This is a genomic window from Candidatus Latescibacter sp. IFSED24 (assembly GCF_058273205.1).
This window is the reverse complement of sequence record NZ_CM177850.1, coordinates 3,058,464-3,075,070: the sequence shown is the minus strand read 5'-3', so window position 1 is coordinate 3,075,070 and position 16,607 is coordinate 3,058,464. Positions and strand designations below refer to the sequence as shown.

Annotated in this window: 14 protein-coding genes; 11 read left to right on the top strand and 3 right to left on the bottom strand. The window is 65.8% G+C overall.

What is annotated here, in order from left to right:
* Positions 1–164 precede the first annotated feature (164 nt).
* Positions 165–1,124, top strand: a complete 960-nt coding sequence (locus tag IFSED24_RS12430; protein WP_491331787.1) for an anti-sigma factor — start codon at positions 165–167, stop codon at positions 1,122–1,124.
* A gap of 318 nt (positions 1,125–1,442) precedes the next feature.
* Here the strand turns inward: IFSED24_RS12430 and IFSED24_RS12425 are convergent, their stop codons facing one another.
* From IFSED24_RS12425 to IFSED24_RS12415, 3 genes are all read right to left on the bottom strand, one after another.
* Positions 1,443–2,375 (bottom strand): hypothetical protein, encoded by a 933-nt coding sequence (locus IFSED24_RS12425; RefSeq protein ID WP_491331786.1) that lies wholly within the window; start codon positions 2,373–2,375, stop codon positions 1,443–1,445.
* Positions 2,376–2,621: 246 nt separating this feature from the next.
* A complete protein-coding gene (locus IFSED24_RS12420) occupies positions 2,622–3,452 on the bottom strand; it encodes a hypothetical protein (protein WP_491331785.1) in 831 nt (276 codons plus the stop codon).
* 179 nt (positions 3,453–3,631) lie between these two features.
* Positions 3,632–4,099 (bottom strand): hypothetical protein, encoded by a 468-nt coding sequence (locus tag IFSED24_RS12415; protein ID WP_491331784.1) that lies wholly within the window; start codon positions 4,097–4,099, stop codon positions 3,632–3,634.
* Between the two features lie 1,028 nt (positions 4,100–5,127).
* Here IFSED24_RS12415 and IFSED24_RS12410 point away from each other — a divergent pair.
* The 10 genes from IFSED24_RS12410 to IFSED24_RS12365 all read left to right on the top strand — a co-directional run bounded on the left by IFSED24_RS12410 (position 5,128) and on the right by IFSED24_RS12365 (position 16,552).
* Complete coding sequence (locus IFSED24_RS12410) at positions 5,128–5,583, top strand: Hsp20/alpha crystallin family protein (protein ID WP_491331783.1); 456 nt, start codon at positions 5,128–5,130, stop codon at positions 5,581–5,583.
* 30 nt (positions 5,584–5,613) lie between these two features.
* A complete protein-coding gene (locus IFSED24_RS12405) occupies positions 5,614–6,012 on the top strand; it encodes an Hsp20/alpha crystallin family protein (protein ID WP_491331782.1) in 399 nt (132 codons plus the stop codon).
* Between the two features lie 199 nt (positions 6,013–6,211).
* Positions 6,212–7,054 carry an alpha/beta fold hydrolase gene (locus IFSED24_RS12400; protein WP_491331781.1) on the top strand — a complete coding sequence of 281 codons (843 nt, stop codon included), beginning with the start codon at positions 6,212–6,214 and terminating at the stop codon, positions 7,052–7,054.
* 65 nt (positions 7,055–7,119) lie between these two features.
* Positions 7,120–9,132 carry a M1 family metallopeptidase gene (locus IFSED24_RS12395; RefSeq protein ID WP_491331780.1) on the top strand — a complete coding sequence of 671 codons (2,013 nt, stop codon included), beginning with the start codon at positions 7,120–7,122 and terminating at the stop codon, positions 9,130–9,132.
* A gap of 221 nt (positions 9,133–9,353) precedes the next feature.
* A complete protein-coding gene (locus IFSED24_RS12390) occupies positions 9,354–9,701 on the top strand; it encodes a helix-turn-helix domain-containing protein (RefSeq protein WP_491331779.1) in 348 nt (115 codons plus the stop codon).
* Entirely contained in the window at positions 9,698–11,005 is a 1,308-nt protein-coding gene (locus IFSED24_RS12385; protein ID WP_491331778.1) for a type II toxin-antitoxin system HipA family toxin, read from the top strand. Before IFSED24_RS12390 ends, IFSED24_RS12385 begins: the two co-directional genes overlap by 4 nt.
* A 110-nt stretch (positions 11,006–11,115) precedes the next feature.
* Positions 11,116–12,930, top strand: coding sequence for a sialidase family protein (locus tag IFSED24_RS12380; RefSeq protein WP_491331777.1), 1,815 nt, complete (start codon positions 11,116–11,118; stop codon positions 12,928–12,930).
* A 99-nt stretch (positions 12,931–13,029) separates the two neighbouring features.
* Entirely contained in the window at positions 13,030–14,484 is a 1,455-nt protein-coding gene (locus tag IFSED24_RS12375) for an aminoacyl-histidine dipeptidase (protein WP_491331776.1), read from the top strand.
* A 498-nt stretch (positions 14,485–14,982) separates the two neighbouring features.
* Positions 14,983–16,191, top strand: coding sequence for an aldolase/citrate lyase family protein (locus tag IFSED24_RS12370; RefSeq protein WP_491331775.1), 1,209 nt, complete (start codon positions 14,983–14,985; stop codon positions 16,189–16,191).
* A gap of 1 nt (position 16,192) precedes the next feature.
* Positions 16,193–16,552 (top strand): SUI1 family translation initiation factor, encoded by a 360-nt coding sequence (locus IFSED24_RS12365; RefSeq protein WP_491331774.1) that lies wholly within the window; start codon positions 16,193–16,195, stop codon positions 16,550–16,552.
* Positions 16,553–16,607: the final 55 nt, after the last annotated feature.

Below are 16,607 nucleotides of genomic sequence, written 5' to 3'. Positions count from 1 at the left end.
CGCGTTGCGGACGTGACAGGTCGAAAAAATCCGACCAAAGCTGTCACGGTTCTGGTGGCCTCTTCGTACTAGGGGGTGAACGGGGCGCCGAGCCCATGATCGAGGTCGAACCGGCGGCAACCGGACGACCAGGACATCACCCCCCAGTCGATCGGAGATGAACAATGACGCATAGAATCAGGAAAACCGCACGTGCGCTGACCGGACTCGCCCTGGTCGCCATGTTCTGCCTCGCCCCGGCGGCCTTCGCCCAGGACGGCCCCACCCTCACCCTCAGCTTCACCAACCTCATGCCGCTCGACGAAGCGGTCGACGGCCTCTACGAGGGCTGGGCCATCGTGGACGGCGCGCCCGTCTCCACCGGCGTCTTCAACGTGAACGGGGCCGGAGAGCCCGTGGCACCGGGCGGCGGCGGCGTGATCGAGGAATTCACGCCCGCCGGCGACATCACCGGCGCCACCGACATCAAGATCTCGCTCGAGCCCGTGGGCGACAGCGATCCCGGCCCGTCGGGCCTCATCGTCCTCGGGGGCATGGTGAGCGACGACATGGCCGAGCTGGCCACCGGCCTGGAGGCCGTGTCCGCCACGGCGGCCTGCTACATCCTGGCCACTCCCAGCGACAACGAGATGGACGACATGAACGACAACGAGGGCATCTGGTACCTGACCATGCCCGGTCCCGAGCCCGGCATCACGGATTTGCCCGAGCTCGGCGCGGGCTGGGTCTACGAGGGCTGGGTCGTGGACGTGTCCGGGGATATGCCCGTGCCGTACTCCACCGGCACCTTCTCCGTGGCCGACGACTTCGATAGCGACATGGCCGGCCCCATGGGCGGCGGCCCGCCGTTCCCCGGCCAGGACTTCGTGGCCTACCAGGGCGGTCCGGTGCTGGACCTGGCCTCGGGCGACTTCGCCGCGGTCATCTCCATCGAGCCGGTACCCGACAACAGCCCCGCGCCGTTCATGTTCAAGCCGCTGGCGGGCATGATTCCCGCGGGTTGCGCGGACGGCTGCCTGACCAACCAGACCGACGCCACCTTCCCCACCGGCCAGGCCATGATCCGCGGCTCGGTGGCCACCGAGGCGGTCAGTTGGTCCAACGTCAAGGCGCTGTTCGAATAGACGGGAGCAACCGAGGATCCGCAGCTTGGTTCCCGGGGGCGCATCTGGTCGATGGACCGGATGCGCCCTTTCTGTCAAGGCGATGACGTCCTCCCGCATCACTGGACCCCGGAAGACAGAGAATCCCGAGTCGATCCGTTACCCTGAGAGCGGGGGGATCGGCCATGATGAGGTCCAAGTCCACTGAGGAGCAGATCTTCTTCGCCTCGAGGCAGGAGAAAACAGACACCAAGGTGACGGAGATCCAAGGACGGGCCCGGTCACGACGCTGGCATACACCACCACACCGCTATCGGTAACCTGATTGCCGATGCGGGGTCACCACGCCGCGATCAACCGCAGGCCCACCTGATACCCGAAATCCGTATTGAAGTAGCCGAATCCGGATTCCCAGCTGTTGATGTTCCACCAGAGCCCATCGAAATATGGTTCCAGAACGAAATGGTCGCCGAGATACGCGTAACCGCCGGCACCGTAACCGCACTTGATCATCCCCGCGTCCCCTGCGGCAGCGCCGTCGGCGGTCAGGGTCAGATAGGCGACTGGTCGGCGACCACGACGGTCTAGCAGTCGCGCCTTGCCTCGGAAGGCGGAGACAATGCCCCCGGTCTTCAGTGTCTGCTCGACCTCTCCGGACTGAGGCGAACCCCATTGCCAATCTTCCTTCACCCCGAGGAGATCGAAGTGAGCGTAGCCTATACACCATTCGAATTCGCTCCACAGCTTCTTGCCATCGTCCAGACGACTCTCCTTCACCGCGCCCAGACTGAGCATGGCGAAGTCGTAACGAGCAGCGACGGGAAACTCCGCACCGGGAGGTAGTTGCTGCCCTCCGGAGTACAGCGGGATTCCGGATTCCCTCACAACGCCGATGCCGTTCAACTCGACTCGTTCGAAACGGATCAGATACCGACCTTTAGGGTTGATTCCCACGAAGGACAGGAACTGTGCGAAGTCGAGGTTTCGGTTGGGACCTGAGCCGAGGTTCGATGGCAGGAAACTGCTGGTTGAGTAGAAATCGACACCGGCTTGGAGGTTTCCTAATAGCAAGTCGAGTCCTGCATTGGAGGCCTGACCGGTCACCTTGTCATCTTTCAGGTCCCAACCCCAGGCGCCGAGGGTGTTGCCGCGAATGCTCGCGTACGAACCGGCGTAGTACGCCCGGCCATGAAACTCCTTGCGATAAGTGCGCCGGCGATCGGGAGGCGTCATGGCCGTCCGCTTGCTCGCAAACCAGATGTCGTTAGCCATCTCTCCGGGGCGAAGAAATGGGGAGCCGGATTGGACCGGGGGCAACGTCTGACCACTCGCGCAGCGCGGACCGGAGCACGTGAGCACGACGACCAAAGTGACGGCCATGAGCCGCACGGAACGGTGAAGAGCGATAGCGTGCAGACATTGGAACTGCATCGATCCGCCTCCAAGGTTGTCGCAATTTATTACTTCAAATTTGATCCGCACGCATCATCCATGAGCTGCTATCCGGAACGGCCGCAGTCAGTTTGCGATCACGGCGGATAGTTCCCAAGACGAACTTACGACGTCGTTTCTTATCCTCTCTGTCTTGATATAGCCAACTCCAGGGCAAAGGTATGTATGGTAGTACCAATCACCATCTGTGCGGTGACTGAGGTAGTGCACGCAGTTGAATGTCCCCGCCGGAACGATGACTGCCTCATCAACGCCGATGACCGTTATAAGGTCGTCTCCGGTTCGTCCGTTGTTGTCTCCTACTTCACATGGATAGACGTACACTTGGTACTCGAGGTAGCTATAGGAATCGATCGCCCAGTAGCCATCAGCACGGTTCTGCCGATATGACGCAGGTGGGGTGCCTGCCGTTGTGAACCAACTCGTTCCTCTGAACATGACTTCATCAATGACTTCGAAGCGTATCTGATCTTCGTATAGATCATACCCGCCTTCCGCATTTATGTAGGCGCCGACACCTGTCCATCGATTTCCAACTGCCAGAGGAATGATCTCCAGTCTTCTCTCGTATGTAGCTCCAAAGACCAGCTTATCGCCGCTGTTCAGCGCTGCTGTCTCGATGGCTGGGGTCTCGTAGCCCGCTTCGTCTAGCCAGGTAATTCCGTACTGTCCAGCCGGGAGTGCCCATAGGGTTCGGCGGCCTTCCCCATGTTCCGACAATCCGTCGGGTCCATCGAGCCTCCAGCTAGCTTGAATTGTATCGGGAAGCGGTTGCACTTCTATTGTTCCCAAGTTCAGTGCCGGAGAGACAGGGTCATCTTCATCGCTACACCCGGTGACTGCGGTCAGTGACAATGCACTTATCATGAATAGGATCGTGACGTTGCCTATACGCATTAGTGCTCTCCTTTCTTAAAGCTCTTTGGTTGTTCGGATTATCGGTGGAAATAAAATCCAATCGCATAGTTTGACTCCCGACGCACTCGATCTCGCCCGACACGAACTGATTCAATCTCAATGATCAGCCATCGATAAGCCGGAGCGCGCGAAGGACCCGGCTGTGATCCATCTCTTCGCTACGACCGAGGATTGTTCATTCCCCAGATAAAATCATCGACTGATTCGAACAAGAACTGTGCATCGTTGTAAGCCTTCTCAAGCGTAGTTGGCCCCTTCTTCATGTAGAAGACGATTTCGTTCGTACTCCGATCGATAAGCCGGAAAAATAGGAATCCGTTTTCTGGCTGGGTTAGGACGAGATAATCTGCGGAATTGACGGTGTCTAGCGTGGCTGATGCGAAGAATCCCGATTGGGGCAACTTCTTACACATGTATTCTCGGTACTTGGTCATGTCTTCCTTTGAGAATGTGAATACGCGCTTTTCGTCCCACTCGATCTCTGCGACCGCACACGTTGAACCGGGTCGTATCGCTTCCGAGAATTGGCGTTCTCCTTCTTCGTAGATCCAGTTATTGATGGATGCGCAACCGGTGAACACTGCGCAGGTAGCTACGGCTAATAAAAGTGATCGCGGTGAACTCATGTGAAACCTCATTCATTTCATCCCCCCTCCCCATTTTGCTTCGATCGGGTTCCTTCTAGCCCGGCTAGTACCCGCAGAGGTCACGCTCGATGGTTACTGATAACCGGGTGTCCTGGTATCCAAGCGAATGGCGCGTGACGGGCCGACAATCGTGCGTGGACGATCAAGCTAGGCAAGGCAAGACACGCGCCAAATCGTCCAAGGAGCGGTGCTCGTTAGTAGTTTAGCGACAGTGCCTTGCGGGTTTCATAGGGCGCCCAGTTGAAATACACCGGGTGGGATAAACCATCGTGTTTCGCGACCGCGCCACGGAAGTTAAGTGTTTCGCTGGAAGCAGTTCCGGGCTAGCAAGCATCTCCAAGTAACATCGATGTTCAATCTTTCGGGTCTTTGTTTAGAGAACGACTGCCCCTTGCTTCCCACATTCTCGCGAGGACTCCTGCGGCGAGATCGTAGCGTGTTGTTGCCAAGCATTATGACGATCGATCCACCCCGATCAGTACCATGGATATGTCCAACAACGACTGGGGGACCGATGTCGACACGGAGTTGACCTGGGTTTCCGGGTTCAATGCTACATTCGTTGCGGGAGGAGTCCGAGATGCCGAGCAAGCGCCCAGTTTATTCGCCTGAGTAACGCAAGCAGCACGTCGACCTGCCCCAATCCCAGCTTCCTCCGAGGCGGCAGCCGCGCCCGTAGCGGTGACCGGCAATTGGCGGCGGTCCGATTGGCTGCACAACATGGTTCGTCGTCGTTGGCTGGCCATATGTGCACTATCTGTCAAAGCGACATGTCGCGACAGGACAGTGATGACAGGGCTAGCGTGTCATGGCCGGAGAGGCCGGCAAGGGATTAGCTTTAAGATCGTAACTGAATGACAATAAAGAACATGAAGATCTTTCACGGCCGGCCTCACAGCCTCCCGACAGGCACGGATCTTTCTATGTTCCCCAGCGCGAAGCGGGTCTGCCACCAGCGAGCCCGTGGCGACCCCACCGGTGCCAATCGTTGGAAAGGAGGGCTGAACATGAATTCCTTCTGGAATCAATTCCACGAGCTGGAAGCGCTCCGGCGTGATCTCGACGAGATGTTCGGGGGCGCCTGGCCGAGCGCGCGTGGCCGGCACTCGGCGTTCCTGCCCGGACACTCGGCACGCAACTACCCCTTGCTCAATGTCCAGGCCGAGGAGGACCGCTACGTGGTCGAGGCCTTCGCGCCCGGCCTGGAGCTGGAATCGCTCGAAGTGACCGTGGACCGCAACGTGCTGACCATCGCCGGCGAGAAGCGCGACATCGCCCAGGTGGCGTCCGAGAAGTTCCACCGCCGCGAACGGGCGGCCGGCAGGTTCGTCCGCACGCTGCAGCTGGAACGCGAGATCGACGAGGACAGGGTGGAGGCACACTACAGCGACGGTATCCTCATCATCGCCCTGCCCATGGCCGAGGCGGCGCTCCCGCGCAAGGTGAGCGTCGCGGTGAAGTGACCGGCGAGACCGGGAAAGGAGGCTGGAATCATGGCCGAGAACACCGTTAACAGGAACAAGATGCCGGCCCGCGCCGAGCGTGACCGGATGCCGGCGACCCGTGAGACGTCGCGGTACCTCTCTCCGGCCGTCGACATCTACGAGGACAAGGAAGGGCTGGTGGTGGTCGCCGACGTGCCCGGGCTCGAGCGCGGCGACCTGGACATCAGCGTCGAGGACAACGTGCTGACCATCCACGGGCGGCTCGAGCGTCGTCAGCCCGAGCACCTGCTCCTGCAGGAGTTCGTGCTGTCCGACTACTTCCGCCAGTTCACCCTGGGCGACAAGGTCGACCGTGAGCACATCACGGCCACCCTCGAGCAGGGCGTGCTAACGCTGAAGCTGCCCCACGCCGAGCACGCCAAGCCGCGCCGGATCGCGGTGAAGTGACGTGACCGGGGCCGCGGCGCCGCGCGACGGCGGCGCCGCGGCCGGACCCGCTCCGGGCAGGCTGGCCCGGCCGCTCGGTGGCCGCGCAGACGGTCTCCGACCACGATGCGCCGCGCCGGTTTGACGCGCCGGACTTTTGTTCTGATCGTAGCGGAACGTGGGCACGCACATCGCGCGCCCCGAGTCCCCCGGGGGCACCATGGCCGACCAAGACCACGAACATGTCGAGGGCACCATCCGGATCTGGTCCGAGGAATACCCGGGAGAGGATCCGGCGATCCTGCTGATCAGCGGCGCCGGCGCCATCAGCGCGTTCTGGCCCGACTCCTTCTGCCTCGGCCTGGCCAGCCAGGGCTACCGCGTGATCCGCTTCGACCAGCGCGACACCGGTCACTCCACCCATCTCGATTTCGCCCGGCATCCGTACCGGTTCGAGGATCTGGTGCAGGACGCGCTCTCGGTCCTCGACGCCCACGACGTCAAGCAGGCCCACGTGGTGGGCCACTCCATGGGCGGTTTCGTGGCCCAGCTCCTCGCCGTGGACCACGCCGACCGGGTGCGCTCGCTGACCAGCATCTCGTCGCATCCCGGCAGCCCGGACGTGCCCCCGGCGTCGGCGGAGACGTGGGAGATCCTGCGCGCGAACCAGCCCACGGGCGAGTTCCAGCGCGATCTACCCGGGTTCCTCAAGGTCTGGCGCTACCTCAACGGCGAGCTGCCCCTGGACGAGGCCATGGCCGTGGCCTACACCCGCGAACTCTACGCGCGCAACCCCGCCACGCTGCCCGCCCGCAATCACCTCGCCTGCCAGAAGGATCTGCGCGACCGCACCACCATCCTCGGCTCGGTACGCCGTCCCGCCCTGGTGATCCACGGCGAGGAGGACCCGCTGGTGCCCCAGGTCGGTGGCCGGCTCACGGCCGAGGCCATTCCCGGGTCCACCTACCTCACCCTGCCCGGTGTGGGCCACATGTTCTTCAACCGCGAGACCTGGCGGACCCTGGAGGCGGCGCTGGCGCCGCACTTCGCCGCGGCCGGCTAGGCGTTGCCAGCAGCCCGCAGTGCAGTATCCTGGGGGGCGTCAAACCCCAGCCCGGAGTGCGCCGCATGACCCGCTCGATCTGTCTCCTGTTCCTGCTCGCCGCGACCTTGCCGACCCTGGCCGCCGAGGCGCCGCCCGTCATCCGGCACGAGGCGGTCGTCACCCTCGACCCCACGGCCCACACGGTCCTCGTCACCGACCGCCTCGAGCGGCCGGCCGGCCTGGACAGCCTGGACGTGGACAGCGGCCTGACCCTGGTGCTGGAACCCGGTGCGGCGCCCGCCCCCGACGGCACCTTCAGCGGCGAGACCACCACACTGGTCGCCGCTGGCGAAGGTCCGTTCTTCCTCGCCTACGCCGCCACGGCCCATCAGCCCACCGACCAGGTCCGTTTCTCGCGCGAGAACGTGGGCGGCGAGATCACCGCCACCGTTGGCGACGAGGGCATCTGGCTCTCGGGCGACACCGCTTGGCTGCCCCGGGCCGCCGACGCGCTGGTGGCCGGCCGGTTCGAGGTGATCACGCCGGCGGGGTGGTATCCGGTGATGAGCGGCGAGGTCACCGCCCAGGACACGGTCGACGGTCTCCTGCACACGGTGTACGAGATCACCGAGCCGGTGGACGGCCTCTCGCTGGTGGCCAACCGCTTCACGGTCACCGAGCGCGACCACGCCGGCGTGACCATGCGCACCTGCCTGCTCGAGGACGACCCGAAGCTCACCGAGCTCTACCTCGAGCGCACCGCCCACTACCTCGACCTCTACAGCGAGCTCATCGGCCCTTACCCCTACCGTTCGTTCACCACGGTGGAGAACTGGTTCCCCACGGGCTACGGCATGCCGGGCTGGACGCTGCTGGGCTCGCAGGTGCTGCGCCTGCCGTTCATCCCCTACACCAGCTTCGGCCACGAGATCGCGCACAACTGGTGGGGCAACTCGGTGTTCGTCGACCCCGCCGAGGGGAACTGGTGCGAGGGCCTGACCGTCTGGTGCGCCGACTACCTCTACAAGCGCGAGGAATCGGCCGCCGCGGCACACCAGTACCGGCGCAACCAGCTCAAGGACTACGCGGCCTACGTGGGCGGCCATCCCGAGCGCGACTTCCCGCTGAGCACGTTCCTGGCGCGCCACTCGGGAGCGTCGCGCGCCGTGGGCTACGGCAAGAGCATGGCGATCTGGCACATGCTCGAGCAGGAGCTCGGCCGGCCGGCGGTGATTGAGGCCCTGCGCGCGGTGTATCACGAATTCCGCGGCCGCCCCGCCGCCTGGAGCGACTTCTTCGCCGCGCTGGAAGCGGCCTCGGGTCGCGACCTGCAGACCTTCGCCGCGCAGTGGCTCGAACGCACGGGGGCGCCGGTGCTCACGATCAGCGACATCGCCCTGGACGGCGACACGGTCCGCTTCACCCTGCACCAGACCGAGCCCACGTACGAACTACGCGTGCCGGTGGTGGTGGTCGCGCGCGGCGATACGGTGCGCACGGTGGTCGCGCTGCGCGACCGCGAGCAGGCCGTCACGGTGACGGCTCCCGGCGCCCGGAGCCTGACCATCGATCCGGACAACGACCTCTTCCGCCTCCTCGACCCCGCCGAGATCGAACCCACCCTGAGCCAGGTGCTGGCCGCCGAGACCCACGTCTTCGTGCCGCCGGCCGAGGGCGCGTTCGTGCGCGCGGCCACCGAGGCGTTCGCCCGCGCTTTCTGCGAGTGCGACCAGCCCGACCTGCGCGACGACGGACTGCCGGCCTACGGCGCGGTCAACGTGCTGGTCAACCCCGACCCCGGGGTGCTGGCCGAGCGGCAGCCAGACGAGCTGCGGGTCCACGGCGACCTGGTCTTCCTGGCGGGCAAGCGCCACAGCCTGAAGGAGAACGACCTGGTCTTCGCGGCCCCGGCCCCCGGCGGCGGCACCGACCTGGTCATCCTCACCCGGAGCGCGCCGCGGCTCGAGGGCCTGGGCTCGCGGCTGGGGCATTACGGCAAGTACAGCTGGCTGCTCTTCGCGGGCAGCGGGCGCCAGGTGGTCAAGGGGAACTGGACACCCCAGGGCAGCCCGCTGGTGGCGGACCTCGCGCCCTAGGCCAGGCGTTCGGTGCCGGGCGCACCGCCGGTGGCGGCCACCATCGTTCCCACCGCGAGAGTTTCACATGGCATGTCTGCTGCTTTATGTCGTCTAAACTGACGATAAAAAGATATAATTCTGTTTATGTCGCCATAAAAGATGAATAATCAAGAATTAACAAGTCGCCATATTTGACGAAATAGTGTATATTGTTGGTTCAAGTCGTCAAGGGAGGCGAGATGGTGGATCTCAATCTGAGCGACGAGGCCATCCTCGAGGAATTCGGCCAGCGCCTGGCGCGCCATCGTCTGGAGCAGGGCCTGACCCAGGCCGACCTGGCCGAGCAGGCCGGCGTCGCCAAGCGGACGGTGGAGCGGCTCGAGGCCGGCGGATCCACCCAGCTGACCATCCTGATCCGGATCCTGCGGGCGCTCGATCTGCTGGAGGCTCTGGACCAGGCCGTTCCCGAGATCGTGCCTGGTCCGCTGGACCTCCTGAAGATGAAGGGCAAGCAGCGGCAGCGGGCATCGTCCAAGCGCCGGCGCCAGCAGACCGACGGGACCTGGTCCTGGGGGGATGACGAATGAGCACGGTGGCCGAGGTCAAGCTCTGGGGGCGCACCATCGGCGCGGTCGCTCTCGAGGATGGCGCCAGGGTGGCGGCCTTCGAGTACGACCCCGCCTTCGCCGCCAGCGGCATCGAGGTCGCGCCGCTGGTCATGCCGCTCGCGACAGGTGTCTACCGGTTTCCGGCGCTGTCGGGGGAGACGTTCCACGGGTTGCCCGGCCTCCTGGCCGACTCGCTGCCCGACCGTTTTGGCAACGCGCTCATCGACGCCTGGTTGGCCACCCAGGGGCGGACGCCCGACTCGTTCGATCCCGTCGAACGCCTGTGCTACACCGGGTCGCGCGGCATGGGCGCGCTCGAGTACGTGCCGGCCGTCGGCCCGCGGGCCCGCAAGCCGGCCAGGGTCCGCATCGACGAGCTGGTCGCCCTGGCCTCGGCGGTCCTCAGCGAGCGCAACGAAATGCGAACGTCGTTCGGCGACGCGGAGCGGGGCGAGGCGCTGAAGGACATCCTGCGCGTCGGCACCTCGGCCGGCGGGGCGCGCGCCAAGGCGGTGATCGCCTGGAACCCAACGACGAACGATGTGCGCAGCGGCCAGGTCCCGGCCGATCCGGGCTACGAGCACTGGCTGATCAAGTTCGACGGCGTGGCCGGCAACCGCGACCGGGAACTGCTCGACCCCGACGGTTACGGCGCCATCGAGTTCGCCTACGCGAAGATGGCCGCCGACGCCGGTATCAACATGAATCGCTGTCGACTCCTCGAGGAGAACGGTCGCCGCCACTTCATGACCCGCCGCTTCGACCGCGTGGGCGAGACCGGCAAGCTGCACATGCAATCGCTCGGCGCCCTCGCCCACTACGACTACAACCTGGCCGGCGCCCACAGCTACGAACAGGCGCTGCTGGTGATCCGCCGGCTGGGCCTGCCCATGAGCGCCCTCGAGGAACAGTTCCGGCGCCTCGTGTTCAACCTCGTGGCGCGCAACCAGGACGACCACGTGAAGAACATCGCGTTCCTCATGGACAAGGCGGGGCGGTGGTCGCTGTCGCCGGCCTTCGACCTCACCTACAGCTACCAGCCCACGGGGCGGTGGACCTCGGTGCACCAGATGTCGCTCAACGGCAAGCGCGACAGGTTCGTGCTCGACGATTTCAAGGCCTGCGCGAAGGGGGCGGCCATGAAGCGGGGGCGGGCGGAGACCATCGTCGGCGAGGTGGTGGCGGTGGTGTCGCGTTGGCGGGACTATGCCGACGAGGCGCGGGTGGCGCCGGCGCAGCGCGACGCGATCCAGCGGACGTTGCGGCTGGATGGCTGGGGCTGACGGGAGCATGTCGGCCATTCCGCATGGCCACGGCGCTTGTTCGCGGCTCGCGGGCGGGGTATCCTTGAGGGGCCCATCGCCCCGGAACCCGTGAGGGAGAGTCCTGCATCGTGAACCAGCGCCATCGTCTCAGCGCGGCCGCGCTCGCGGTCCTCTGCGCCCTGCTGCTCACCGCCTGCGATTTCGACAAGTACGAGCCCGAGCTGGCGCGGGGTGAACGCTGGATCACCGGCGAGCCGCTCCGGATCCCCATCATCGGCATCGACGGCGATCGGGCCGACCACCTGGTGGCGGCCTGCGGCGAGACCAGCGTCATGACCTTCGACGGCCAGGGCTGGAGCAGCGACGCCAAGAGCTACTGGGCGCTCCTGTGGCTGTACATGGAGAGGATCCGCCTGGTCCACTACGATGCAGGCCGGACGGTCGTCAGCGGTTACCACGGCGAGATCGCGATCCATGACGGCGAGGGCTGGGAGGAGCTGTCGCCGCTGCCCTGTTTTCTGGAGTCGGTCCGCTTCGATGACGAGGATCGACTCTGGGTCTGCGGCTACGACGAGAACATGGATGGGGTGGTCGCCTGCTGGGATGGCGCGTCCTGGCGCTTCCTGCCGCGTCTGCCCATGTCCAGTCGCCTTTTCGACCTCGAGGTGCTGGGCCCCGACCATGTCATCGCCGATGGTCGCAACGGCAACGTCTTCCGGTATCGGGACGGATCCTGGAGCTGGATCTCGCGCACCCACGAGGTGACCCAGCTCTGGACCGACGAACAGGGCGGCCTGCTGGCCGTGGAGTACGAGGGGCTGCTGGAACTGGTCGGGGACGAGCTGGTGCCCCTGGAGACCCCTGCTTTCCCCTATGGGCTCGCCTGCCTGGATGGAACCGAAGACGGGACGCTGGTCGTCGGCGGGATCGACGGCTTCGTCGCGGTCCGTGAAGCCGACGTCTGGCGTTATATGCCGGTGCCCATGGAGGATCTCGGCGGCGATCTCCAGGCGATCGTCCAGGTGCGGTTGCTGGACGACGGCCAGATCCTGGCCTATTCCGGGGGATTCAACTACACCAGTGTCTTCCTCTGGGATGGCCAGCAATGGCGCACCGTGGCGGCGCCGACTCCGCATGTCAACGGGTTCACCAGCCCCGTCGACGGCGATGTGCTGGCCTGTGGCGAGGAAGGGGTGATCGCCAGCGTCGGCACCTCTCCGCTCAAGCTGGCCATCGGGGACTACCTCGAGAACCGCTATCGCATCGTGGACGGCTGCGACATCGGTTCGCGCCGGCTCTTCGTGACCGCCGGCGGCCACGCCATCGCGGTCAACGGCAGCCAGCATATCGTCACGCCCAACCTCCCGGGCCGTGGCTTCCGGGCGGTGGCCTCCCACCCGGCCAGCACCGAACCCGAGGCCGTGGCCGTGGGCGAGGAGGGTCTGGTGGCCTGGGGAATCAACGGCCTGCAGTACGTCGACGAGCTGGCCGTGACGGCGGATCTGCAGGACGTCTGGACCCCCGACGGCGCGGTCTGGTGGGCCGTCGGCGACGAGGGTACGGTGTTGCGCCGCGAGGACCGGACCTGGACGGCGGTCGCAGGCGTGGCCGAGGTCGACCTGCTGGGGATCTGGGGGCGTTCGCCCCGGGAATTCTTCGTGGTGGGCGCCGGCGGCACGGTCCTCGCCTGCGATGGCGAGGAATGGACCGATCTGGCCTGTCCGCTGGAACAGGATCTGCTGGCGGTCGAGGGCACCAGCGGGCGGTACCTCTGGGTCTGTGGCCGGGGCGGCGCGCTGGCCTACCACGACGGGAGCGCCTGGACCGTGGTCGACACGCCCGACGGCGAGGATCTCGTCGACCTGATCGTGGACAGCTACCGGCAGGTGCAGCTGCTCACCGCCGAAAGCCGCCTCCTCGAGTACACGATCATCAACCCCTGAGCCGCCGCCGAGCCCCCGCAACGTTGACTCGCCGCCGTACGGGCACTATACCTGTACGGCGCGTGATGTTTCAGCCCACCCCACAGCGAGGAGCCGCCCATGAGCAAGTACGACGCCCTGGAACCCAAGGCCGTCTGGCAGATCTTCGGCAAGATGGCCGCCATCCCCCACGGCAGCGGCGACGAGGCCGCCATCCAGGCCATGTTCAAGCAGTGGGCCGCCGACCGTGGTCTGGATTGCAAGGAGGACGAGGTCGGCAACCTGCTGATCACGATCCCGGCGACGCCCGGACTGGAGAAGGCCGCCCCGGTGCTGGTCCAGGGCCATGTCGACATGGTCTGCGAGAAGAACGCGGCCACCAAGCACGACTTCGCCAAGGACCCCATCAAGCTCATCGTCGACGGCGACTGGGTCCATGCCGACGGCACCACCCTGGGCGCCGACAACGGCATCGGCGTGGCCATGGGGCTGGCGCTGGCCGATGACAGGAGCGTCAAGCACGGTCCCATCGAGGTGCTCCTGACCGTGGACGAGGAGCGCGGCCTCACCGGCGCCGCGGGCGTGCAGGCCGGGTACTTCAAGAGCAAGCGCATGATCAACCTGGACAGCGAGGAGGATGCCGCGCTGTTCATGGGCTGCGCCGGCGGCCGCGACAGCGTGTTCACCCTGAAGCTGCGCGGCGGCAAGGCGCCCAAGGGCATGGTCGGCCGCAAGGTCGTGCTCAAGGGCTTGACGGGCGGCCACAGCGGCCTCGACATCCACCTCGGTCGCGGCAACGCCAACAAGCTCCTGGCGCGGGCGCTGCACTACGCCGCGCGGGTGATGCCCCTGCGGGTCGCGCAGTTCGACGGCGGCATGCTGCGCAACGCCATCCCGCGCGAGGCCGAGGCGCGGGTGCTGGTGCCCGAGGTCCAGGCGCGCGAGTTCAAGCAGCTGGTCGACCGCTTCCTCAAACGTGCGCTCGCCGAGGAGCTGGTGGGCGCCGACGAGGGGCTGGAGTGGCGCGTGGGCGCGTGCAAGGTGGAGAAGGCGTGGTCGGTGGGCGAGACGCACCGGCTGCTCTGCCTGCTCGTCGCCATCCCGCACGGGGTGCTGGGCATGAGCCGCGACATCGAGGGCCTGGTGGAGACGAGCAGCAACCTGGGCGTGGTCAAGACCAACGGCAACCGGGTGGACATCACCTGCTGCAGCCGCAGCTCGGTCATGAGCTGGCTCGACTACGTGGTCGGCCAGCACAAGGCGCTGGCGGGCATGGCCGGGGCGGAGATCGACCAGCCCGAGGGCTATCCCGCGTGGCAGCCCAACCCGCGGTCGGCGCTCCTGAAGACCACCATCGGACAGTACGAGAAGCTGTTCAAGCAGACGCCCGAGTTGAAGGCGATCCACGCCGGCCTCGAATGCGGGTTGCTGCTGGAGAATTACCCCGAGCTGGACATCGTCAGTTTCGGCCCTGACATCGAGGGTGCGCATTCTCCTGATGAACGGGTGAGGATCAGCTCGGTCCAGAAGATCTGGAAGCTGTTCGGTTCGGTGGTCGAAGAGCTGGCGAAATAGGGCCTTTTCGGCGGGGGAGGTCGGCTTCGGGGACTGCCGATCTCCCCTTTTCCTGGGCCCTAGATTACTGGCCGTTTAGCGTTTGGTCACAAGTTGTCCCACGATCGCACCAACCTTACCCCCAAGTTATCAACATCTTTCCTTGGTTTTCCCCGAGCGCTTCCTTGACTCGCGACGCCTTTGCAACGTGCTGCAAATATGAGGCTTGTGAACGGCCTTACGAAATCTTAAAAAACCAAACGCCCCCTGGACTACAGGCTTTTCCTCATAACTCCACCAGGGCTGTGGATAAGGTCGGGTGCTTGGTGCGACGCGCGGGGTTGTTTTCTGGACAACCTATCGCACAGGTAGGGATTGCTGCGAGTCAGCGTTCAGGCCGATGTCCGACAGCGGCTTGCCTGGCACCCCATCGCAAACCACATTTCAGTCCCAGATGACATCGCCGGGCGACGACCGTTGCGCCGCCCGGCCTGGTCCTACCATCCCAGAGGTGAAGCCATGGCGGCGAGAGGCGAAGCGGGCGACCGCGGGCCGCAGGTACGCAGTGACTGCTGGATCGCGGTGGAGACGCGCGACCAGGGTGGGCTGGAGATCGAGCTGCGGAGCAAGGTCGCCGGCATGTACGGCGACAGCATCCGCGCGCTGATCGACGAGGGCTGCCAGGCGCTGGGCCTCGCCCACGCGCGGGTGGAGGTGGAGGATCAGGGTGCGTTGCCCTTCGCGCTGGCGGCCCGGCTGGAGACCGCCGCCCGGCGGGCCGACCCCTCCCTCGCCGCCGAGTTCCTGCTGCCCATCTCGCCGCGGTGCGCATACCCGGGCGCGCGCGAGCGCCTCCGCCGCACACGGCTGTACCTGCCGGGCAGCCAGCCCAAGCTGTTCATCAACGCCGGCCTGCATCAGCCCGACGGCATCATCCTCGACCTCGAGGATGCCGTGGCGCCCGCCGAGAAGGACGCCGCCCGCTGCCTGGTCCGCAACGCGCTGCGCGCGGTGGACTTCTACGGCGCCGAGCGCATGGTGCGGATCAACCAGGGCGACCTGGGCCTGGCCGACCTCGACTGGGTGGTGCCCCACAACGTGCACCTGATCCTGATCCCCAAGGTGGAGGATCCGCAGCAGGTGGTGGCGGTGGCCGAGCGTGTCGCCGCGCTGCAACCGCCCCACGAGGTGTTCCTGATGCCCATCATCGAGTCGGCGCTGGGCGCGTGGAAGGCGTACGAGATCGCCGCGGCGCATCCCTCGGTGGTGGCGCTGGCCATCGGCCTGGAGGACTACACCGCCGACATCGGCACCCAGCGCACGCTCGAAGGGACCGAGTCGTTCTGGGCGCGGTCGCAGGTGCTCAACGGCGCGCGCGCGGCGGGCGTCCAGCCCATCGACACCGTGTTCAGCGACGTCACCGACATGGACGGCCTGCGCGCGTCGGTGGTGGAGGCCAAGGGCCTGGGCTTCGTGGGCAAGGGCTGCATCCACCCGCGGCAGATCCCGGTGGTGCACGAGGCCCTGGCGCCCACCGACGCGGAAATCGAGAAGGCCTGCAAGATCGTGCTGGCCTTCGACGACGCCCAGGCCAGGGGGCTCGGCGTGGTCTCGCTGGGCAGCAAGATGATCGACGCGCCGGTGGTCAAGCGGGCGCTGACGACGGTGGATACGGCGGTGCTGGTGGGCAAGCTGGCGGCCGACTGGCGCGAAGCGGATGACGCGTAGCATGGCCCGCGACCACCAGACGGTCTGGTCCAGCGACGGCGGGCGTGCCTGTCCGGAGTGCGGCCGTCCCCAGGACCGTTGCACGTGCCGGTCGCAAGCGACGACCGCCGCACCGGCCGGTGACGGCACCGTCCGCGTCGGCCGCGAGGTGAAGGGTCGGCGCGGCAAGTGCGTCACCGTGGTGCGCGGCCTGCCGCTCGCCACCGCCGCCATGGACGACCTCGCCCGCGACCTGAAGAAGGCGTGCGGCACGGGTGGCAGCGTCAAGGACGGCGCGGTGGAGATCCAGGGCGAGAAGCGCGAGCAGGTGGCGCAGTGGCTGCGCGACCGCGGCTTCTCGGTGAAGCTCGTCGGGGGCTGACGGCTCCCGCAACTCAGCGGTCCGTGGCGGACACGGGCCGAACCAAGAGGTGAGT